Genomic DNA, 19,555 nt, shown 5'->3' on the forward strand with positions numbered 1-19,555 from the left:
ATTCTACATTCGTATACGTTATATTTCGGGAGAAATCATGTTGGCAGTTCTTTGGTTCGCAGCGGCCGCCGCAACGGCAGTGGGCATTTCCTTGGACATGCGGCGACTGAAAGTCAATCGCGTCGGTATGTCGCGCATCGGCTGGATCGTCGCATCCGCCTGCGCGGGGCCATTTGCGGCCAGCGTGTATCTGTATCGGCGACGGACAGCCTGGCGTGCCCTCATCGACGCGGTGTGGCAGGCAATAGGGGATGCCTCGCAGCCGCTGCACGTTAGGAGGCAACGTCTCATGACGTTACGCAATACCGGCCTCATCGGTGGACAGGTCTTTCTCGCTTGCTGGGAGCAATTGGAGGCCGAGGAGCGGCATTCAGGCTTGCGCAAGCAATGACCCATTGCGCTCTGTTGCTTACGGGGCGCGCATTTTCAACCAGGTGTCTTAAAGCATTGCTCCCGCAGGGAGCGTTATTGGAAGGAAGTGAAAAAGTGAAAACAGGCAACATGAAGGGGTTGGCAACTCTTGGACTGGCGGCAGCAATCAGCGTTTTTTTGACGGCGTGCGGCGGTGGCGGCGGCAATTCCGGTAACAGCGCCGCGTCAGTCAATACAACGGGTACGGCAGCAATCGGTTCGCCGATCGTTAATGGTTCGGTCGAGCTTAAGTGCGCATCGGGTGCAACTGCATCGACCGCGACAGGCACGGACGGTAACTGGAGCGTCTCGCTCAAGGCCACAGATTACCCATGCGCGGCACGGATATCAGGAGGACAAGCTAATGGGGCAGCTCTGGCGTCCGCGCTGCATTCCGTCGCGGCAGCTCCCGGCACGACCAATATCACGCCGCTGACTGACATCATTGTTGGCGTGCTCGGCAAGCAGGATCCGGATGCGTGGTTCAACAACGCGAAAGACAGCGACCTAGGCAGCGCAATCACGACCGACAACCTGAACGGCGCGCTGGCAAAACTGACGACCGCCCTGTCAACCCTACCGGGCAAGCTGTCGCTGCCGGACGGGTTCAACCCGCTCACCACCAGCTTCAAGGCTCAGAAGGGTGACGCAGGCGACGGCCTGCTAGAAACCTATGGCGCGGCGCTGACGGCCTCGGGCCTGTCGCAATCGGATGCCGCCGTGAAAACCGCCAATGGCTCGGCCCTAACCCAGACGGCTTATGCAGCAACGGCATTCACTACTCCGGGCTTGACCAGCATCCAGATCGGCTCGTCCGTCAATCTTGACGGCTCGTTCGCCATCGCCATCTCCGATCCGAATCGCGGCCAGTACACGGCGAAGGCGAACATTGACGCCTCCGGCAACGTAACCTCGTTCACGGATGCCGGAAAGTTTAGTGCCGCGATAAGTTTGCTGGGCAACCGTGTCGGCGAGCTGTGTACCGCCAATGGAGTTGGTAGCGTCATCGCCGCTCAACCGGGTCAGTATGTATACGTGTCGAGCGACATGGCCGAAGTGACGAACCTCGCCGAACTCAACGGTCTGGTTTTTCGCGAGTATGAAGATTGTACGCAGTCGGGTACGACGACGTTCGATGCTAATGGTAATGCGACGTTCACGGGCAATGACACTCCCGGTCAACCCGACGCTCCGGTCAGCATTGTGCAGGCACTCACTGCTACGGGTGCGCCCGATCCGGCCAACCACTCGGTACAGCACGCCAAGGTATATAAGTACACGGCCAACGGCGTCACGAAGTATGCCTACGTCACCGTGAACAGCACGACCACACCCGGCGCGAACGACGATTCGCTCACGTTCGACACGAACACCAAGTACGTGACCATCGGACTGTCGCAGTAACCATACGTTGCCCATGCCGCGCCCCCTAGAAGGGTCGCGGGCTATTCATAAGGCACAGGGGCCGGTCATTCCGGCCTGCTGCGTTTTCCTCCATCTGGCAACGACTGCTCACTTCGCAGCCTATTCGCAGATCTCAAGCCACAGCGCTGAAACAGGGCATCGTCAACAACGCAAGCGCGATGGAAGTGGCCCAGTCCGCCGCCGGGCGGGCACAACGGGAACTGGATGATGCCCAGAGCAACCAGACCGGCGTGCAGCAGGAGCGCACCCGTTTCGAGCAGGCGGAGAAGGATGCTCTCGCGCAAATCACCGGGACATATGGAAGCGTCACGAAAGCGAGCGAAGTGTTCCAATGGTTCGTCCGGGATACCGAGGTCGTGCCAGCCTGGTCCGGTGTCGAATTGACCAAAGAGGATGGCAGCATCGTGCGTCAGGACCGAGGGTGGAAGCAAACCATGTGGGATCTGCTGAACCACCTGGGCGACGATCATGTTCATGCCGTACTCAACATCCCAGACAACATCGTCCCCGGCCAGTAGCCATCAACATACTGATCAGTACCAGTACGGATCGTCAATACCAGCCTGGTAGAAGAGTGAACCTGGCCGAGCCAGAACAAAGTACCGAACCAGTATGGGGCGGCATTTTTTTTGCCGCCCGAGCTGTCGTCGGTCCATCACCAGCCAATCCCGACATTGCTTCAGAGTTATGATGTGTCCGTTCCAGGCTGGTATCGACCCACAGGAACGCGGCGTTGAACTGCGGCGATAGGCGTCCGGAATTTGCTTAGCGTCGGGCCGACGAACTAGTGCACCGTTAGCGCGTACAGATTGACACGATTCCAACTATGTCTGCTCCTTTAAAGCCAAGCCTGGACGAGGTTCGCGCGTTTCTCGAAGCCCACCAGGCACTCATCGTTCACTGTTCGGGGTCGCCCAAGGGCGTCGGACCAGGGTTGGCCCGCTATCCGGCTGATCTTGAGAACGTCTGGCAAGGACGCGCAAACGGCGGAGTCTCGTGCTCGGTAGTTAAGCCTGGCGACAGCTTCCATCCACCACTACGGCACACCACGGGAAGCGTCGGCTTGGTTATTGGGCTCACCGGATCCAATTCGCTTGTTGCCGTGGCGCCTCAAGATGCGGGCTCATCGGTGGTCGACGGCGTGCGAGTGGTTGCGAGCGAAGTTGACATCACGATCTCAGATCTCAGTCGTAGCCTCAGCGAGCGTGGAGATCACTACAACGAATGGGTGTTGCGCGACTTCAAGGTGATCGGCGTCTTCATCGCTGAGCCAGCGACAACATGGCAGGAAGTGGAGATGTCTATGCCTACAGAGGGTGCCGTTAATTCAGCTGCGCTCGTTCCTCAAGATGTGGACATCTCGGTGGCGCAGGTCGCTTCAGACTTCAAAGGGCTTCCGGTATATACCTTTGCGGGAAGGCAGATCGTTCGGTGGGGGTCGGGTGGTTGGAGCCCTGCGGATCACACTAAAATTTACAGTCGCGTTCACGAGGAAAATTTCAAGGCGGTTGAAAGGCAGCACGTTCTACCCATCGCTTCCATTGCGCGATTCTTCAGGGAAGAGAACCAATTCGTTGAGGTCTTTCACCTCAAACTGAAAAAAACTTTTCGTCAAGGAGTGAAGTGGGAGGAGTTCTTCGTCCGCCGCCTGTGGGACGAGGGAACTGAAAAGGAAATGAAGGTCTATGAAGATGCCTTCCAAGATTTGGCGGGCCGCATTGTGGCGGGCAAGGACGCACTGACGCACGACGAGAACGACCTCGTGTCAAAGTTCTGGATGCTGATTTCCGAAAGGAGCAGGGCACCCCACTTGGAGACAGCCAAAGAATCACTGTTCGACTCGATCGATCCCACCACCCTCCCGAAACGTCGAATCGACTTTCTGGAGGGACAGTCGATATTCCTTGACCCAGTGGCGCAGATGGATCGGTTGGTGCGCGGTATGCGGATTCGAACGGGGGTCGCGCAAACCGTTCGCCGTCGCGCAAATTGGAGAATAGTCCGCGCAGCCGAAGGGCAATTCCTAGTCTCTGATACCTACTACAGCCAGGACCAAGGCCGCTTGGCGTGTGTCCCGGTCAGCCCGAAAATCTACTTGGTCATGGGAGCTGGGCCAGTCAACCTTGATCTGGCCGAAGTCAGAGAATTGAACAGGTCGCTTTTCGCCGGGGCAAAGAACTATGTCTTCGCCCAGCGGCTCACCGAATGCGTCGTCGACCTGAGCGAGCGACCGGGCTGAACAGCCTGCGCGGGTGTAAGAGCTGGGCATTCGATGGCGTGGGCGCAACGCCGTTTTGCCTGATGTCGAAACCGCTTGCGCTTGGGCGCATCCCCTCCCAAAAAAAGGCCGACCAGGGAACGACAGTTAACGGTTCGGAATAGCGATCGACTGGCTCCAATTCGCCTGCCGTCCGTCAATCGCTTCCTTCTCGACCTCGGTGAACCACGAAGTGGGTCTGGCCGGCGGTGCATGGAGAGGAGCGGCGCTGCACCGCGCAGCTCCCATGGTAGCGGCTCTGGGTGGCAATGCTAGGAGAGCAGCAGCGTGGATGGTCCATCAAGTCCAAACCGATATCGCCGCCCGGTATCCAGCAACGCTCGCACCGAACGGGCGCCACGCTTCGAAATCGAAATTCGTCCCACCGCCACGGAGAAGACGATCACGGTCCCATCCGGCGCTGCATACGTCACCCGCTCGCTTGCCGAGTCGTCGTGGACCTTGCCACCATAGATTGCCTCCAGCTCCTCCAGCTTATCGATAAGTTCGGCAAAATCGACGAAGTCGCGCGAAGTTCTCACGACCAGCTTGTCAAACTTGTCCGAGAAAACTTCGTCGATCTGCTCGATCCGGGCGCTATCGGCCGCGTCCCGCAATTCGAGTCTTCTGACAATCCGGTACATCGACGGATCTCTCGGGTGTTGCCGCGAATCGACGGTGTAGCGAAAGAACTCTGTATCGACGCTCCCGGAACCCGCATCACTCTCATGCGGAACCTCTCTCGATCGTAGCCCAAAAATCTCCTTCACCAGTTCGTACAGATCCTGTATTTCTTCCTGAATCGTCTCCTTAAGGCGCTGCCCGACGAAGGCATCCGCAGCGACGCTGTGCGTCTCCGGCACAAAGTGAACACGCTTGGCGAACCCCGGCAGGGATCGGATCTCGCCCTCATCCGCGCTCTCGAAGAACTCCTCCTGTGGCGTAATGCGCACGCCGCTCAGATCGCCGGCGTCGTCAACCAAAACACGTCGCACCGGAACTTCGCGGATGGCAAAGCTGCCGCTCGCATTGATCACCGCCCACGGCGTCTGCGTGCCGCTACGCCTCGTCTCTCCGGTCAGATACTGCTTTACCGCAGTGCGCAGGTAGTCTTTCAGCGACTGATCCGTCAGATAACGGTCCGAGCCAATGGCCTCTTCTGCTTCGCCACGGAGCGCGCGCAGCAGGAAATAAGTCCAGATACCGTGCTGTAATCGATCGCTCGGGTAGGACTTCTGGCCGGGCGAGCACGACAGATACATCGCAAAGTACTCCGTCGCGGCCAGATATTCTCGGAGTTCCTCCTTGCTGAAATCAGTAATCACCGTTCGCGACTGTACCGTCGGCTTGAAACCCGACGCACACGCATCCACAAAGGCCAGAGCCCGCCGGCACGTAGAGCGTTGAAGCGGGTCGAGTAGTACCTCCCGCAGCAACAATGTCGTCTCCTCGATGTGAAAAGGATGCGTGTCCCATGCCGTGATCCGGTTTCCGCCCTCCCCATGAAACCCGTGCCCCGCATAGTAGAAGACGAACAAATCGTCCGCTTCCAGAGACTGGATGAAATTGAGCAACCGGTATTTAATTGTTGACTGCGTGGCGTTGTTGTCGACGATCAGCTCGAAATCCAGTCTCTCGCCGTAGATTGCCTGAAGGGCTTCCAGAAAAGCCTTGGCATCTTCCCGTGCATAGTCCACCTTAGTCAGGGTATCTTTCTCTCGGGATTGATACTCCTCAATACCGACCACCAAGGCCCGCACCATACCTTTTGCGGGAAGCGTTGGGATGGTCGGAGCCCGTACCACATGGGTCGCTGGCGATGTTCTCGGCAAGTTCTCTCTCCTCTGTGCGTGCACATTGCCTGCAAACCCTGGCATTCGCGCTGCGTTGGAACTGAGGCCGGACGCTGTGGCAAATTCCGGCGTGGTGGTCTCTCTCGATTTCGATGTCTTTCTGGTCGTGCCCCCTGCGGCACGTCTGATCATAACGGTTCTGCGCTTCCGGTTGAAGAACCACACAACAAGCAGCTTCTTGCCCCCGCCGCAATCTCTCGGTACCGGATTAGCGCTTGCCGTGTAGTTCCCTCTGAGGAGGGATTTTGGAGCGGAACCGCGGATCAGGCCGTTCGGCATATCCGCCGCTTTAGCTGGCCAAGCCTACATCAATAGACTGCGCCGCCCCCCCTGAACCCTATGACCAGCGGGGCTTCCAGCCATGTAGGAGGCTTTCATGCGAGGACAGTTCGCTTCCGATTCCAACCCCCAAACCGATCTCACCGAAAGCGCTCAAGGCTTTCCGTCAAGTCGCGACGCGTTCAGCTACAGCACGTTGCATGGCCCCTCGGACTCGCGATGCTCCGTCTCCCTGCTGCTTACCTGCTGCTTCGCTATCGCGTTCTCTCTGTATTTCGGCGAGCCAGTTCTTGAACGTGACCGGCGCGACACCCAAGCCTATGTCTTTCAGCTTCTTGATGATCGCCGCATTCGATACGCCTCCTGCAATCAACTCCTGAATGGTGTCGTACATGTTGCGAAAACGCTGCTTTCGAGGGTCTGCCTTGCGGTCTGACAGCAGCTTGCGTAGCTCTTCGATATCAGCTTGCAGGTCGTATTGCGCAGTGGCTTTTGTTGCGCTGGACGCTCGGTTCATATTCGGTTGCATAGGGACTTCCATCTACATTCAAACTGGATATACGAATCGTTTTCGCTCAACTTGCGAAATTGCGATTTCCGTAACAAACTCGCAAAATTCTGCCCGTCTGGTGCGTATCCCAAACAATCCTCCAAGTGCACACGTACCTTGCGGATTGTTCGGGAGATGGCGCGCGCGGACTGCGTCATTTTTTTCGCGCATTTATTTCAAATCTTGGAAGAATCGCCCGGTGCAGATTCAACGCCTCGGGTACGGGGGCGACCACGTTTTGGTCCCGTTAGCTCCTTAATCTTGCCGTGCAGGAACATCTTTAACTTGCCTGCATGCTTGATGCGAACCAGCTGCGTAGCTTTCGCAAAATAGCTCAACGCCGTCCACAGATGCTTGCGCTTCTCTGTATCGTAGTGATCGATCATGCCAACACCAACGTTGCGATACCCTCCTCGAGCAGCCTTCAGGTTGCAGCTGAACGCGTACCCACGTCCTTCCGTAATAACGTCCTTCCAGTACTTCGCGATCTTGAGCGAATACCCCACATGGTCATGCACCTCCGAGCCATCAAATATGAAGCATATGTGCAGGTGATGCCCGCCGTCTCGTGAATACTCAATGCGGCCCACATGGCCGACGAGGTGCTTGAATATCGAGCGCTTGCCTTTCATGTTCCCGTACAGACGCTCCCAGTCAACTTTGAGCTCGACGAGGCTGATCCATCGAGGGTTCTCTTCGTGGTGCTCGGTGCCGTTCATGAAGGCTTCATGTTCACGTTCAGCACGACCTTGCATGGCATCACGACGCTCTATCGCTTCGGTAACATCGGCACATGCGGTCTTGCGGTATTCGAGCACCATGTCAACGAACAGCAGCCTTGCATACCTCTCGAACAGGTTGTCCAGGTAACGGCGAAGGTACGCGAGATTGTGCTTGCCGTTACTTTTCCAATCGCTAATGCGCTTCTTGAGCTTGACCCTCCGCGTCTCTACAAGCATCGTCGCTACGAAGTCAATCGCCATCTCCGAATGCCGCGGGTCGACACCATGACCATCCTCATCCGTCCAATCCACATGTGCGTAGTTGCTGATCTCGTGCTGACGGTACCATTCAAAAAAGAACTCCAGATCTGGTGAATACGATAGAGACGGGTCATGAATGCGAGCATACGCTGGCAGTCTCTTGATGTCGTCTGCCATCTTCAACAAGGCTACGCTCCCATCTCTCCTGTGCCTGTAGGGTAGCGAGCTACCACGGAGCAACGTCTCCATGAAGTCGATCAGGGAATGCAGGTCTGCTGCATTTAGCCGATAGGACTGCCCATCTGTACTTCGCACCTGATTGACGACTGCTGATACAGTCGCCATGGTCGACCTCATGTCATCGTCATACTCATCTGAACGATTGATTACTGGATGATGATCCTGTCGATCATCATCCTCATCATAGGGATGATAGTCATTCATATTTAATTATCCTAACTGTTTTATAGATATGTAGAGTTAGTTATTAACCCTGTTCATATACCAGAATTATTCCGACGCAATGAAGCAGAGGACTCGCCGACGATACATCGACAAACTCCTTGCTTTCATTGTGTTTTCAGGCTGTTTGAGGATATCCCCAAACATGCCGACTTCGTCATAGCAGAAGGAGAGTCAGCGCACGCCTCCTCGCCCGAGAAGATGCCCTACGCTGTCGCGTCGATTCAGATGAACCATGCCGTCCTTGGCGCACACTTCCTCTTGGGCGCAGAGCTTCGCCAATGCCTTCTTGAACTGCCCTTGAGTCGCCATGCCGATATTGAAAGCCCGCTCACGCAGAACATCCTCCGGGATCTTGTCACGCACACTCAGGTCACGGAATAGGAGCTCGTGCAGTCGATCTGCATCCTCATCGGTCCTCGAGAGAGCTTGTACCTCCGAGTTGATCAGCCGCGAGAAATTTTCATAGCTCCACAGGGCAATTTCTTCCGCACATTCGACCCGTTCCGCCGTAATGGGGCCCTCTTCGCCCTCAAACTCGTGGTGCCTCGCCGCGTGGCGGATAATCTGCTCATGGAGCTTGTTGAGGCTGGCCATCTCACTCGAACTCGCTCCCTCCAACCGGATACTTCCGATACGACGATCGGCGCTCTCAAGTGCGCGGCCGGCTCGGGGCGAGAACGTCAGGATCTTTTGCCCCTCCCAGCCCACTTGTTGCAAACGTATCTGCTCGAGGAAGTAGTGTTCACAGCGTCCGAGAAACGCCTGCATTTCGGCAAGCGCGAGGACATCAGGCAGGTCCGTAGGTGCAGGCTCAACTATTGATCGATCCGCGAAATACCAGAGAAAACGGGCAAACAGGCCGATTTCGAGTGCATGCCTTCCCTGAGGTGTGCGCAAAAAGGCTAACAGTCGGTCTGGCTGAATTGGCACGACCATCGTAATCTTCGGATCGACCATCGTTATGCCCGTGCCGCGACGCGAGAAACTGATCGGGATGCCACTCCAATTCGAGCACAGCAAACCGATCAGATCCTTCCCCAACTCAGGCAAGAAGGCACTCCCCTCATCCGGTGCGATCAAAAACGCGCGGTTCTGATCTGTCTGCTCTTTCACGGCAACAAACGTAAACCGCTCAAGGGTGCGAGGCGGTGACGGCGGGGCTTTAGGGCGACTTTGTTCAAGCTCGACCAACCGACTGGCAAAAGCATCGTTAGGGGGAAGCCCCTTGCTCGCTAGCTTGCCAATTGCCCTCTGGGTGCCCGCATACTCGGCGTGCCACGCCGTCATGCGGCCTTTGTGTTCCTGCCATGCAGCGAGCGTCTCCGTATCGTGCGCAGCAATGAGGGCGCGGCGGTGATTCATGGCCGGCTCCGCTGCTGGAGACTTTCCAACACCGGAGGCACCGCCGATTCCAATGTAGGCCGCAAGCCCGATTTGCCGACCGTTCCATTTGGCCTTGGCGCATGGAGCAACAGCGTTCGCGGTATGTGTATCAAGAACGCCTGCGAACATCGTAGCGAACGTAGCGGTGCGAGCCACAGCCTCGACCAAACCACGTTGCTTCCTCGATAGCGCATGTAGCGGAACAGAATTGCCGGACATCACGCGGCCCCCTGTCCATCGAGGAGGACTACCATGTAGACTTTGTCGGTGGCAATGCCGATCATTGCGCCACCTCGCTATTGCTGGTGTTGACAAATGCGTCATAGGCAGCCACTACACCATCGCGCTTGGTAACGATCACGGCAGGCCAGCGAAGACGGCCATTCGCATGCTTCTGCGGCACGACACCGAAGTAGCTACCCGTCTGGCAGTAGCGCTTGCGGGCGGTTTGCTCTTCGATATGGTTGTGCGCGGCAAACGTCTTGGTTTGCCACGGATACGCGGTGTGTTCGACTGAACGATTTTGAGTATTGGACATCTCTGTTCCTCATCGGCCGGAATGCGGGCCTGTGCGCCACGTTGATCAAACGCGATCAACGTAACGCCATGATCCGATTCGAGAAACAGATGCTGAACCAGAGCGACGGTAACCGTCGCTTATCGACGGCTACCGACGGAATCCTTCGTGAGTTTTAGCCCTTTTGCTTTTCGCGCAGCCTACGCAACCGGGCGCCAAGCGCATCTTCGGTCAGACGGCCCATCATGGTTCCGTCTTTCTGTACGGTATTCGCTTTATAGATAAGGGCAGATACGGTCGCCTTCTTGGTCTGGTACTGCTCGATGCGACCAGTGAATGGAGGGGCTTCATCCAGCGCCATTCCCTTGAGCTGTAGCCATACTTCCTTGGTGGCATCAGAGGCCGCCGCCGTAATGGCTGCCGCAATTAAATGATCCAGATCGTGTAGTCTTTTTTTCCCCAAGAGAGAGACACGCCGACCATGGATAGACGCCGGTTGCACTGCGACCTCTGCCTGTGAAGCAGATTGAGCTTTTTGCTCCTCCACTGCCGCGGCTAATAATCTTAAAGCAGCCAACTCGTCGTCTACGGAGACCGCGAAAGGGTGCTGGTTAGAGCCGGGAGGGTAAATATGCCGCATAAACTCCAGCAGCTTGGGAACATTCCAAGAGGCTTCGCCAGTAGCATTGCACCACCTCAGGAATTCATCCGATACGATCTCATCAAGAGGCATGAGCCCGCCGCGCGCATCATCGCGATATTCGTCCAGCAATCGACTCGCGAACTGCAATTGACGCAGGGTCGCGGGCATATCGGGGTCATCAAGCTGGCGTACATCGCTTCCCTCGCCGGGGATCTCCGTGCATTTGTCGGAAGGTGGGATGACGCCCGTGACCAACAGAACCCCTTCTGCTGGCGTCCAGTATGGGCGCTTATTTATGTACCATTCAACCCGCTCAAGAAACTTCACTCGTTTGTGGGCTGACAGACTGCGTTTTTTCTGAACGTCGGCGCTCATCCTGGGCAGTTGCAGTAGTGGCAAAGGCCGTAGCCTACCGTATCCCGGTGATCCAGATGGATCTTCGCTGACCGAATCCGGTTACACAGCGGTTACACGGGCGCCAAAAACACAAAAGGGTTACAGGCAAATCGCCTGTAACCCTTTGATATTCTTGGTGGAGAGGAGGAGGATCGAACTCCCGACCTTCGCATTGCGAACGCGACGCTCTCCCAGCTGAGCTACCCCCCCAACGTGCAAATAATTCTAGCACAGGCATTTTCCGTTTTGCCAAGCCCCTTAGGGCGGCTAAACCCGGAGGCAAAACATCACTTCGACGGTGCCCCAGCCAGCACCCAATCCACCACCGTGCGAATGTCAGCATCGCTCATCGATTGATGCGCCGGCATCGGAATCATGCCCCACACGCCGGAGCCGCCCTCCTTCACCTTGCGTGCCAATTTCGCCGGCGCTTGCGCATCGCCCTGGTACTTTGCAGCGATCTGCTGGAACGACGGGCCGACCAGTTTACGGTCCACAGCGTGACATCCCATGCAGGCATTCGAGTTGGCAACGAGCTGACCACGCGGCGCGTCGGCCGCACGCGCTGAAGATGCAAAAGCACCCGCCAGCGCGCTAACCGTCAACGTCGCGACAACGAACGCGACGCCCTGATTCATGGCGTTGTCGCGGCCGGATTACCCGGATGCACCGCATTCGAATTGCTGACCGGCGCAGGCGCCTGCTGATCGAGCGGACGCGAACTCACCGATGAATCGGGAATCGCACCGACGGTCGGCGCGCTCGCGTCCGGCTGCGAAGCGGCCATCGGTGCGGTCGCCGCTGCAGCGGCAGCCGCCGCCGCTTCCTGCGGCTGGATGTACTGGAACACCTTCACGACCTGGGTCACACCTGGCACGCGGCTCGCGACGTCGGCGCCGCGATTGCCTTCGTCCATCGTGACAAGGCCCATCAGATACACCGAGCCGCGCTCGGCCACGACCTTGAAATTGTTCGCCGAAATGTTCTTCTCGGCGATCAGCGCGGTCTTCACGCGCGTTTCCAGGTACGTATCATTGGTGCGCGACGAGAACGAGCTCGCCGGCATGATCGCCAGTTCGTTGACGATCGTGTTGACGTTGTTCAAGCCGCGCACGATGGTCTCCGCGCGTTGCTTCGACGCGTCCCCCGCCACTTCGCCGGTCAGCAGCACGCGGCGGTTGAACACCGCCACGTTGACGTGCGCGCTGTCGGGCAAGTTCTGGCTGATCTGCGACAGTGCCTTCACCTGCAACTCGCGATCCTCGGTCTGCGCGCCGAGCGTGCGCCGGTCGGTCGCCATCAGCGCGCCGCCGCCCGCCGCGCCGGCAACGGCCAGAAAGCAACCCTGCAATGTCGCGGACAGTCCCGCCGCGAACCCGACCACCAGCACGGTTCTCACCAGTGTCTTCTTGACGCGGAATACGCTCATCAACTAGCTCTCCTTCAGAATCAATCTCAGTCTTCGCCCAGCAACATGGCATCAATGCCGTCGCACAGACAATGGATGGTCAGCAAATGCACTTCCTGAATACGCGCGGTGCGATCGGACGGCACACAAATGTGGATATCGGTATCGCCCAGTACTTCCTGCATACGGCCGCCGCCCTTACCGGTCAGCGCGACCACGATCATCTCGCGTTCGTGTGCGGCCTCGATCGCGGCCAGCACATTGGCGGAATTACCGGACGTGGTGATAGCCAGCAACACATCGCCCGGTTGGCCGAGGGCCCACACCTGCTTCGAAAAAATCTGCTCGAATGAGTAGTCGTTGGCGATGGCGGTGAGCACCGACGTGTCGGTGGACAGCGCGATCGCCGGCAATCCTGGGCGCTCACGCTCAAAGCGGCCGATCAGTTCGGCGGCGAAATGCTGCGAGTCGGCCGCCGAGCCGCCATTGCCGCACGCAAGAATGCGGCTGCCGTTGGCAAGCGCTGCGAACATCGTGTCGATCGCAGCGGCGATCGGCATCGACAGTGTTTCGAGGGCTTCGAGTTTGACTGCCGCGCTGTCGCGGAAGTGTTGTTGAATGCGTTCGACTGACATCGAGTCTCTTTTTTCTACCGCGAATGGATCGCAATGCGCGGCCGTGTTGTGAAGTCGTATTGCGAAGTCGTACCGCTCGGATGAACCATGCCGGCAACACAACAGTGGGTATGCGCAAAATCATCGCGAAATGCGCTACTTCCTCGCTGCTTTCTGTATGCCGGCGTCGCCCATGAGGCCCGTACGCGAGCGCAAGTTTATCGCACTCATGCCTGTTCTCCGCGCACTACGTCAGACTTCGTCGGCGCGAAACGCGTCGCGCAGCCACACGAGCCGGCCCGCTTCGAACGCAATCACGTCGAAACGGCACGCGGGCTCATCATGCGAACGCCTGCTGCGGGTTGCCAGGTAATGCCGCGCGGCACGCACGATCCGCTGCTTCTTTTGCCAGCCAATGCTCGCTGCCGCGCCGCCGTAATGCTGCTGCGCGCGCGCCCGCACTTCGACGAACACCAGCGCGCCGTCACGGTCGCGCATCACCAGATCGATCTCACCGCCCCGGCACAGCACATTGCGTGCGACGAAACGCAAACGCTGGCGCTGCAAAAACTCCATCGCACGCGCCTCGAAAGCCGCACCGACGAGTTTGGACCCGGTTGGTCTCGAAAAGTTGTGGGCGTTAACCGGCGCACTGCCCGGTGCCGAGTTCGCCACGAGCCGCGCCTGCTCCCCGCCCGGTTCGCGTGCCGCTGCGTGGCACAATGGCGGCCTTGTTCTGTCTGTCTGCGTCTTCTGCCTCATGACTCCTCTCTCCGAACTCGCGCAAGGGCAGCAGTACCCTGCTGCCGCGCTGTATGTGGTGGCCACGCCGATCGGCAACATCGCCGACGTCACGCTGCGCGCGTTGCATGTGCTCGGACTGGTGGATCGCATCGCCGCCGAAGACACCCGCAACACGGGCCAATTGCTCGCGCGCTACGGCATCTCAAAACCGCTCGTCGCGGTTCATCAGCACAACGAGCGGGCCGCGGCGCTGCGCCTGATCGAACATCTGCAAGCGGGCGAACGCGTGGCCTACGTGTCCGATGCGGGCACACCCGGCATTTCGGATCCCGGCGCGAAACTCGTCGATGCCGTGCGCGAAGCCGGTTTCCCGGTCATCCCGCTGCCCGGCGCAAGCGCGCTCGCCACCGCATTGAGCGCAGCCGGAGACTGGGTCGCGACGTTCTCGTTCCTCGGCTTTCTGCCGCCGAAGGCAAAAGCACGCTCTGCGGCCCTGCAGTTGCTGGCGAGCCACCCGCACGCGATGGTGTTCTACGAAGCCCCGCACCGGATCATCGAAACAGTGCAGGCGTTGGCCGACGCATTCGGCGGCGAGCGCAAGCTGCTGATCGCACGGGAATTGACGAAGTTACATGAAGCGCTGCACCGCGGCACCCTGGCCGAAGGGCCAACGTGGCTCGCCGCCGATCCGAACCGGCAACGCGGTGAGTTCGTACTCGTGGTGGAAGGCGCGCAACCGGAAGCCGCAGGCGAACACGATCACGACGCGTTGCTGGGCATCCTGCTGGAAGAGTTGACGGTGAGCAGCGCGGCCAAAGTCGCGGCGACCATCACAGGCGCATCACGCAATGCGCTCTACACGCGCGCTTTGGCGCTGAAGAAAGACGGGGAATAAAGCGGACGGGGAAAAGACAAAGGGCCGCGCGATGCGGCCCTTTGTCTTTTGGCAAACACGGCATGAGATGCCGCTGCGCTACCCGGCGTCACGAACGCGCTTGCGGCGCGCCCGTGGCCACTAGATTACTTCTCTGCGTTCTCTGCGCTCGAACCGGAATTCGACGCCAGCATTTCATTACGCGCAGCGCGTGCTTCCTGCTGCGTCAAACCTTCGATCTGTACTCGCGCAGTACCGGCATGACGCATGTCGAGCGCGGAGGCCGCCGCCATCGACAGGTCGATGATCCGGCCGCGTGCATACGGGCCGCGATCGTTGATGCGTACGACGACCGAGCGCGAAGTGGCCGGATTGGTCACGCGCACATACGAGCCGAGCGGCAATGTACGGTGTGCCGCGGTTAACGCGTGCATGTCGAAACGTTCGCCATTGGCCGTACGGCGGCCATGGAAACCACGGCCGTACCACGAAGCGCGGCCGGTCTGATGAAAGTCCGAAATACCCGAACCATCGTCCGTCAGCGGCCTGGCATCGGCCAGCGATGAGCCCTTGGCGGCTGCGTCCGAGGCCGGCGCGCCACCGAAGGATTGCGGGCCGAACGAGCCTGCCTGAGCGCTCTTCGTGCTCAGCGGCACGCCGCTTTCGGACGTGCTGCTCGCGCCCGGAGGCGTGGCACAGCCGGCCAGCACAAAAAAGGCAAAAAGAGTCCCCAGACTACGGGATAACCGAGTTTTCATAAGACATGCAATCAAATTGTCGAGCCGCATCACGCGAAAAGTTGAGCGTGTTGCCTGCGACTCCGGCGGCAATGGACGACAACGCGCCGCGCAGAAAAGCGCAGTACGTCAAAGCCCGGATGCGGCTACCCAGCCGCTACCGCACGGTTAATTTTCACGTCTGGCGCAACCTGTCCCCGGCAGCCTGACCAGACCCCACATGCCGCCATCGAACGTGGCAAACACGTTCTTGCGCGCGGAACTCAGCGCGCAGGAACAGCGGCGTAGGCCCCACCCAGCGTCACGGCATTTAAGTCCGTTGCAGGCGCGCGGCGCCTGGCTGGGTAAGACGTGTGCATCGAATGCATCGATACCTGATGGCCGCCCACAACTGCGACAGCCCATACTTGAGTGGCGATCCGCGTGCCCATTTTTGATGGGGACGCATCGCCTTGTGGCATACACAATTCCTTGTGCATGGAAGCCATTATACCCAAAAGAAAATTTTGAGATGGCAACTGACTGAAAACCTTGATGAATCTTCACTCCTGCTGCAAAAATGAGCAGCCGAAAGCCCGCTGCAGCGGGGCCTCAGCGCCCTCGACGAGCGTCGGCGAGACGCCGGTACAATCAACGTTTTTCCAGCGGCACCGTCATCCATGAAAGTCACCTTGATCCCCGTCACGCCGTTCCAGCAGAATAGCTCGCTGCTCGTTTGCGAGGCAACCGGGCACGCGGCCGTTGTCGATCCGGGCGGCGACCTGGATGTCATCCAGGGTGAAATCGCGCGCCAGAACGTGACAGTCGAAAAAGTATTCCTCACGCATGGTCACATCGATCACTGTGCCGGCGCGAAGACGCTCGCCACGCATTACGGCGTACCAATCGAAGGCCCGCATTCCGACGAAAGCTTCTGGCTCGACAAGCTGCCGGATCAAAGCACGCGCTTCGGCTTTCCTGCTGCTGCGGCGTTTGAGCCGGACCGTTGGCTGCAAGACGGCGAAACCGTGCAATTCGGCAACGAAATCCTCGAGGTCTATCACTGCCCCGGCCATACACCGGGCCACGTGGTGTTCTTCAGCCGCGCGCATCGTCTCGCGCTGGTCGGCGACGTGCTATTCGCGGGCTCAATCGGCCGCACGGATTTTCCGCGCGGCAATCACGCCGACCTGGTACGTGCGATCCGCGAAAAACTCTGGCCGCTCGGCGACGACGTCACCTTCGTTCCGGGTCACGGTCCCACCTCCACATTCGGCGCCGAGCGCCGCACCAATCCGTATGTAGCCGACGGAGTCCAGGCATGAGCAGCGAAATCTACGTGAGCACCGATGTCGAAGCGGACGGCCCGATTCCCGGTCCGCATTCGATGCTCAGTTTCGCTTCCGCCGCGTACACGGAAGACAAGCAATTGATCGCCACCTTCTCGGCGAATCTCGACTTGCTCGACGGCGCCAGGCCGCATCCGGTGCAGGAGGCATGGTGGAAAACGCAGCCGGAAGCATGGGAAGCCTGCCGCAAGGATTTGCAGGATCCGCAGGCCGCGCTGACGGCCTACGTAGAATGGGTCGAGGCGTTGCCGGGCAAGCCAGTGTTCGTGGCAATGCCGGCCGGTTTCGACTTCACCTATATGTTCTGGTACATGATGCGGTTTGTCGGCCGCTGCCCGTTTTCGTGGTCGGCGCTCGACATCAAGACACTGGCCTTCGCACTGACCGGCCTGCCATACCGCAAGAACATCAAACCACGCTTCCCCAGGCACTGGTTCGACGATCATCCGCACACGCACGTCGCGCTAGACGACGCGATCGAACAGGGCGCGCTTTTCTGCAACATGCTCAAGGATCTGCGCGCCGTTCAGGCGGCCACGCTGGCGGCCAATAAAGATGGGGACGACTCAGGGCAAAACGCCGCTGAGAAACCGGCAAATTAGGTAATCTCCCTCGCCGAGGCCGTTTTACGTTGCGTTTCGTTTTCGCGCCCTCTACTATGCGTTGATACGGCGACGCCAACGGAGGCGCAGTTGACACTCGATACCTTCTCTCAAAAAATCCTGCGCCTGCTACAGCTCGACGCACGCCGATCCGTGCAAGAGATTTCCGACCAGGTCGGCCTGTCGAGCACCCCATGCTGGCGCCGTATCAAGGATATGGAGCAATCGGGAGTGATCCAGCGCTACACGGCATTGCTGGATCGCGAAAAGCTGGGCCTGCACGTCTGCGCCCTCGCGCATATCCATCTCACGCGCCACACCGAGGGCGGGGTCGAACAGTTCGAGCGGGAAATCGCCACCTGCCCGGAGGTCACCGAGTGCTACAGCACGACCGGCGAATCCGACTACATCCTCAAGATCGTCGCGCCTGACATCAAGGCGTACGACAGCTTTCTGCACGAACGCATCTTCAAGATTCCCGCCGTCGCACAGGTGCGCACGAGCGTTGTGCTGCGCGAAATCAAATTCGATACGCAATTGCCGCTGTGAGACTGTGAAGCCGCGGCTCGCGTGTTCCGGGCGGGCTCAGCTCGATTGACCGTCAGTCAGTTGGCGCTATGCGGTTCCGCAGCTTTGGCGCGGGCGATGGCCTCCCCTGACCCCGCCTCTGTCGGGACGCCGCTTTCGGCCGGTGGCGCATCCACCCCTTGCAGCACGTCGAGCTTGCGGACACCCAGGCTGCGCTTGAGCGCGTCCAGATCGACACGGGCAAGATAGGGCTCATCGCTTTCGGCAGTGCGTGGACCCGCCGCCGGCACCACCACTTCAACATCGAGCCCCGTGCTCAAGTAGTGAATATTGACCGCTGCGGCCTTCACGCCGCCCGCGGCGAACGCGGCGTTGACTTCGGCGACGACCCGATCCCGGTTCGGCAGATTGACGGGCGGACGCGCAACCGCGTCATTCTCCGGGTCGACATGAATCAGCGCGTCGAGCACGCGGTTGTCTGCCAGTACGCGCAGGCGCGCCGATTCGGCGATGTAGTGCCCTTCCGATACCGAGATCAGCGGGTCGACCAGAATGTGCGCATCGACCAGAGCGAAGTCACCCATCTTGCGGGTGCGCATTTCGTGCACGTCGCGCACACCGGGTGTGGCTAGCAACAGCGCGCGCATGTCGGCGGAAGCGACTTGGTCGAGCGCGCGGTCAGAAAGATCTTGCAGCGCGTCCCAGCCAAACATCCACCCCATGCGCGCGACCATGAAACCGACAATCGCCGCGGCGATGGGATCGAGCAGGCGCACGCCCGCCAGGCTACCGACAATGCCGAGCGCGACCACCAACGACGAAGCGGCGTCCGAGCGTGCGTGCCATGCGTTCGCAATCAACATCGCTGAACGCACGCGCTGCGCTTCGCGCAACATGTAGCGAAACAGGCTCTCTTTGGAAATCAGCACCAGCACCGCGACCGCGAGCGCGCTCATATGCACGGCGGGGATGCTTTGCAAATCGGCGAGGCGTGTCCCGGCGCGCCACAACATACCCACGCCGACCACAATCAGCAGCGCACCCAGAAACAATGACGCAACCGTTTCATAGCGGCTGTGTCCGTAATTGTGATCCGCGTCGGGCTTGGCACCACTATGCCGATTCGCGATTAGCACGACAAAATCGGAAATCAGATCGGCTAGCGAATGGATACCGTCGGCGACCAACGCCTGTGAATGCGCAAACACCCCGATGACGATTTGCAGCGTCATCAGCACCGTATTGAGCGCAATACTGACAAAGGTACTTTTGCGCGCGACGCGATGTTTCTCAGCGGACTGGACGGCGGCGGTGGAAGGCATATCTGAAACGAAGCAAAAAGTTCAATGCCTGTATTCTACCCGGCGTATCTCGATATGCGCTGAAGATACCTTAAAAAATCCTTTTAAATCAGCTGCTTATCTAAACGAAAAGCATTCGCGTTCCAGTTTCATGGAGTACGTGTAACAAAGAGTCACAACAATTTTCAGAAAAATAAAAAACCGCGTCCTTGACGGTACGCGGTTCTTTCTGGCAACAACGGGCGCTATAAGCGCCA

The 19,555-nt window shown here is 58.9% G+C and carries 20 protein-coding genes and 1 tRNA gene; 8 read left to right on the forward strand and 13 right to left on the reverse strand.

Going from position 1 to position 19,555, the window contains the following annotated elements; translation table 11 throughout:
• Positions 1–37: 37 nt before the first annotated feature.
• From PQR40_RS09240 to PQR40_RS09255, 4 genes are all read left to right on the forward strand, one after another.
• Positions 38–391: a hypothetical protein gene (locus PQR40_RS09240; RefSeq protein WP_408508828.1), complete on the forward strand. Its 354-nt coding sequence runs from the start codon at positions 38–40 to the stop codon at positions 389–391.
• On the forward strand, positions 388–1,815 hold the full coding sequence (locus tag PQR40_RS09245) for a hypothetical protein (protein ID WP_408508829.1): 1,428 nt from the start codon (positions 388–390) through the stop codon (positions 1,813–1,815). Before PQR40_RS09240 ends, PQR40_RS09245 begins: the two co-directional genes overlap by 4 nt.
• Before the next feature lie 179 nt (positions 1,816–1,994).
• A complete protein-coding gene (locus PQR40_RS09250; protein WP_408508830.1) occupies positions 1,995–2,354 on the forward strand; it encodes a hypothetical protein in 360 nt (119 codons plus the stop codon).
• Between the two features lie 308 nt (positions 2,355–2,662).
• Positions 2,663–4,075: a DUF4238 domain-containing protein gene (locus tag PQR40_RS09255; RefSeq protein ID WP_408508831.1), complete on the forward strand. Its 1,413-nt coding sequence runs from the start codon at positions 2,663–2,665 to the stop codon at positions 4,073–4,075.
• A 290-nt stretch (positions 4,076–4,365) separates the two neighbouring features.
• Here PQR40_RS09255 and PQR40_RS09260 read toward each other — a convergent pair whose 3' ends face one another.
• The 11 genes from PQR40_RS09260 to PQR40_RS09310 all read right to left on the reverse strand — a co-directional run bounded on the left by PQR40_RS09260 (position 4,366) and on the right by PQR40_RS09310 (position 13,907).
• Positions 4,366–5,925, reverse strand: coding sequence for a caspase family protein (locus tag PQR40_RS09260; protein ID WP_408508832.1), 1,560 nt, complete (start codon positions 5,923–5,925; stop codon positions 4,366–4,368).
• A gap of 466 nt (positions 5,926–6,391) precedes the next feature.
• A complete protein-coding gene (locus tag PQR40_RS09265; protein ID WP_408508833.1) occupies positions 6,392–6,754 on the reverse strand; it encodes a hypothetical protein in 363 nt (120 codons plus the stop codon).
• A gap of 197 nt (positions 6,755–6,951) precedes the next feature.
• A complete protein-coding gene (locus PQR40_RS09270; RefSeq protein WP_408508835.1) occupies positions 6,952–8,202 on the reverse strand; it encodes a YagK/YfjJ domain-containing protein in 1,251 nt (416 codons plus the stop codon).
• Between the two features lie 192 nt (positions 8,203–8,394).
• Positions 8,395–9,930 (reverse strand): DUF3987 domain-containing protein, encoded by a 1,536-nt coding sequence (locus PQR40_RS09275; protein WP_408508836.1) that lies wholly within the window; start codon positions 9,928–9,930, stop codon positions 8,395–8,397.
• Complete coding sequence (locus PQR40_RS09280; protein ID WP_250525209.1) at positions 9,887–10,144, reverse strand: hypothetical protein; 258 nt, start codon at positions 10,142–10,144, stop codon at positions 9,887–9,889. Before PQR40_RS09280 ends, PQR40_RS09275 begins: the two co-directional genes overlap by 44 nt.
• Positions 10,145–10,298: 154 nt before the next feature.
• Positions 10,299–11,141, reverse strand: a complete 843-nt coding sequence (locus PQR40_RS09285) for a hypothetical protein (protein ID WP_408508837.1) — start codon at positions 11,139–11,141, stop codon at positions 10,299–10,301.
• Positions 11,142–11,296: 155 nt separating this feature from the next.
• Positions 11,297–11,372 (reverse strand) — tRNA-Ala (locus PQR40_RS09290).
• 77 nt (positions 11,373–11,449) lie between these two features.
• The gene (locus PQR40_RS09295) at positions 11,450–11,800 is read right to left on the reverse strand and encodes a c-type cytochrome (RefSeq protein WP_408388107.1); all 351 of its coding nucleotides are present in this window, start codon (positions 11,798–11,800) and stop codon (positions 11,450–11,452) included.
• Positions 11,797–12,591, reverse strand: a complete 795-nt coding sequence (locus PQR40_RS09300) for a BON domain-containing protein (RefSeq protein WP_408508838.1) — start codon at positions 12,589–12,591, stop codon at positions 11,797–11,799. Before PQR40_RS09300 ends, PQR40_RS09295 begins: the two co-directional genes overlap by 4 nt.
• Before the next feature lie 26 nt (positions 12,592–12,617).
• On the reverse strand, positions 12,618–13,205 hold the full coding sequence (locus PQR40_RS09305) for a phosphoheptose isomerase (RefSeq protein ID WP_408220384.1): 588 nt from the start codon (positions 13,203–13,205) through the stop codon (positions 12,618–12,620).
• A gap of 231 nt (positions 13,206–13,436) precedes the next feature.
• On the reverse strand, positions 13,437–13,907 hold the full coding sequence (locus tag PQR40_RS09310; RefSeq protein ID WP_408388232.1) for a YraN family protein: 471 nt from the start codon (positions 13,905–13,907) through the stop codon (positions 13,437–13,439).
• Between the two features lie 37 nt (positions 13,908–13,944).
• Between PQR40_RS09310 and rsmI the strand changes: the two genes are divergently transcribed.
• The gene (rsmI, locus tag PQR40_RS09315; RefSeq protein WP_408240344.1) at positions 13,945–14,823 is read left to right on the forward strand and encodes a 16S rRNA (cytidine(1402)-2'-O)-methyltransferase; all 879 of its coding nucleotides are present in this window, start codon (positions 13,945–13,947) and stop codon (positions 14,821–14,823) included.
• A gap of 125 nt (positions 14,824–14,948) precedes the next feature.
• Here the strand turns inward: rsmI and PQR40_RS09320 are convergent, their stop codons facing one another.
• A complete protein-coding gene (locus PQR40_RS09320) occupies positions 14,949–15,560 on the reverse strand; it encodes a septal ring lytic transglycosylase RlpA family protein (protein ID WP_408508839.1) in 612 nt (203 codons plus the stop codon).
• A 638-nt stretch (positions 15,561–16,198) separates the two neighbouring features.
• On the opposite strand from PQR40_RS09320, the gene PQR40_RS09325 reads away from it, so the two are divergent.
• The 3 genes from PQR40_RS09325 (at position 16,199) to PQR40_RS09335 (ending at position 18,018) form a co-directional block, all read left to right on the forward strand.
• Entirely contained in the window at positions 16,199–16,843 is a 645-nt protein-coding gene (locus tag PQR40_RS09325) for an MBL fold metallo-hydrolase (protein ID WP_408508840.1), read from the forward strand.
• Positions 16,840–17,469 carry a 3'-5' exonuclease family protein gene (locus tag PQR40_RS09330; protein WP_408240353.1) on the forward strand — a complete coding sequence of 210 codons (630 nt, stop codon included), beginning with the start codon at positions 16,840–16,842 and terminating at the stop codon, positions 17,467–17,469. Before PQR40_RS09325 ends, PQR40_RS09330 begins: the two co-directional genes overlap by 4 nt.
• A 90-nt stretch (positions 17,470–17,559) precedes the next feature.
• Complete coding sequence (locus PQR40_RS09335) at positions 17,560–18,018, forward strand: Lrp/AsnC family transcriptional regulator (RefSeq protein WP_012431468.1); 459 nt, start codon at positions 17,560–17,562, stop codon at positions 18,016–18,018.
• Between the two features lie 56 nt (positions 18,019–18,074).
• Here the strand turns inward: PQR40_RS09335 and PQR40_RS09340 are convergent, their stop codons facing one another.
• On the reverse strand, positions 18,075–19,319 hold the full coding sequence (locus PQR40_RS09340) for a cation diffusion facilitator family transporter (RefSeq protein WP_408508841.1): 1,245 nt from the start codon (positions 19,317–19,319) through the stop codon (positions 18,075–18,077).
• Positions 19,320–19,555: the final 236 nt, after the last annotated feature.

The sequence above is a fragment of the Paraburkholderia sediminicola genome (assembly GCF_046026855.1).
Classification (GTDB): Bacteria; Pseudomonadota; Gammaproteobacteria; order Burkholderiales; family Burkholderiaceae; genus Paraburkholderia; species Paraburkholderia sediminicola_A.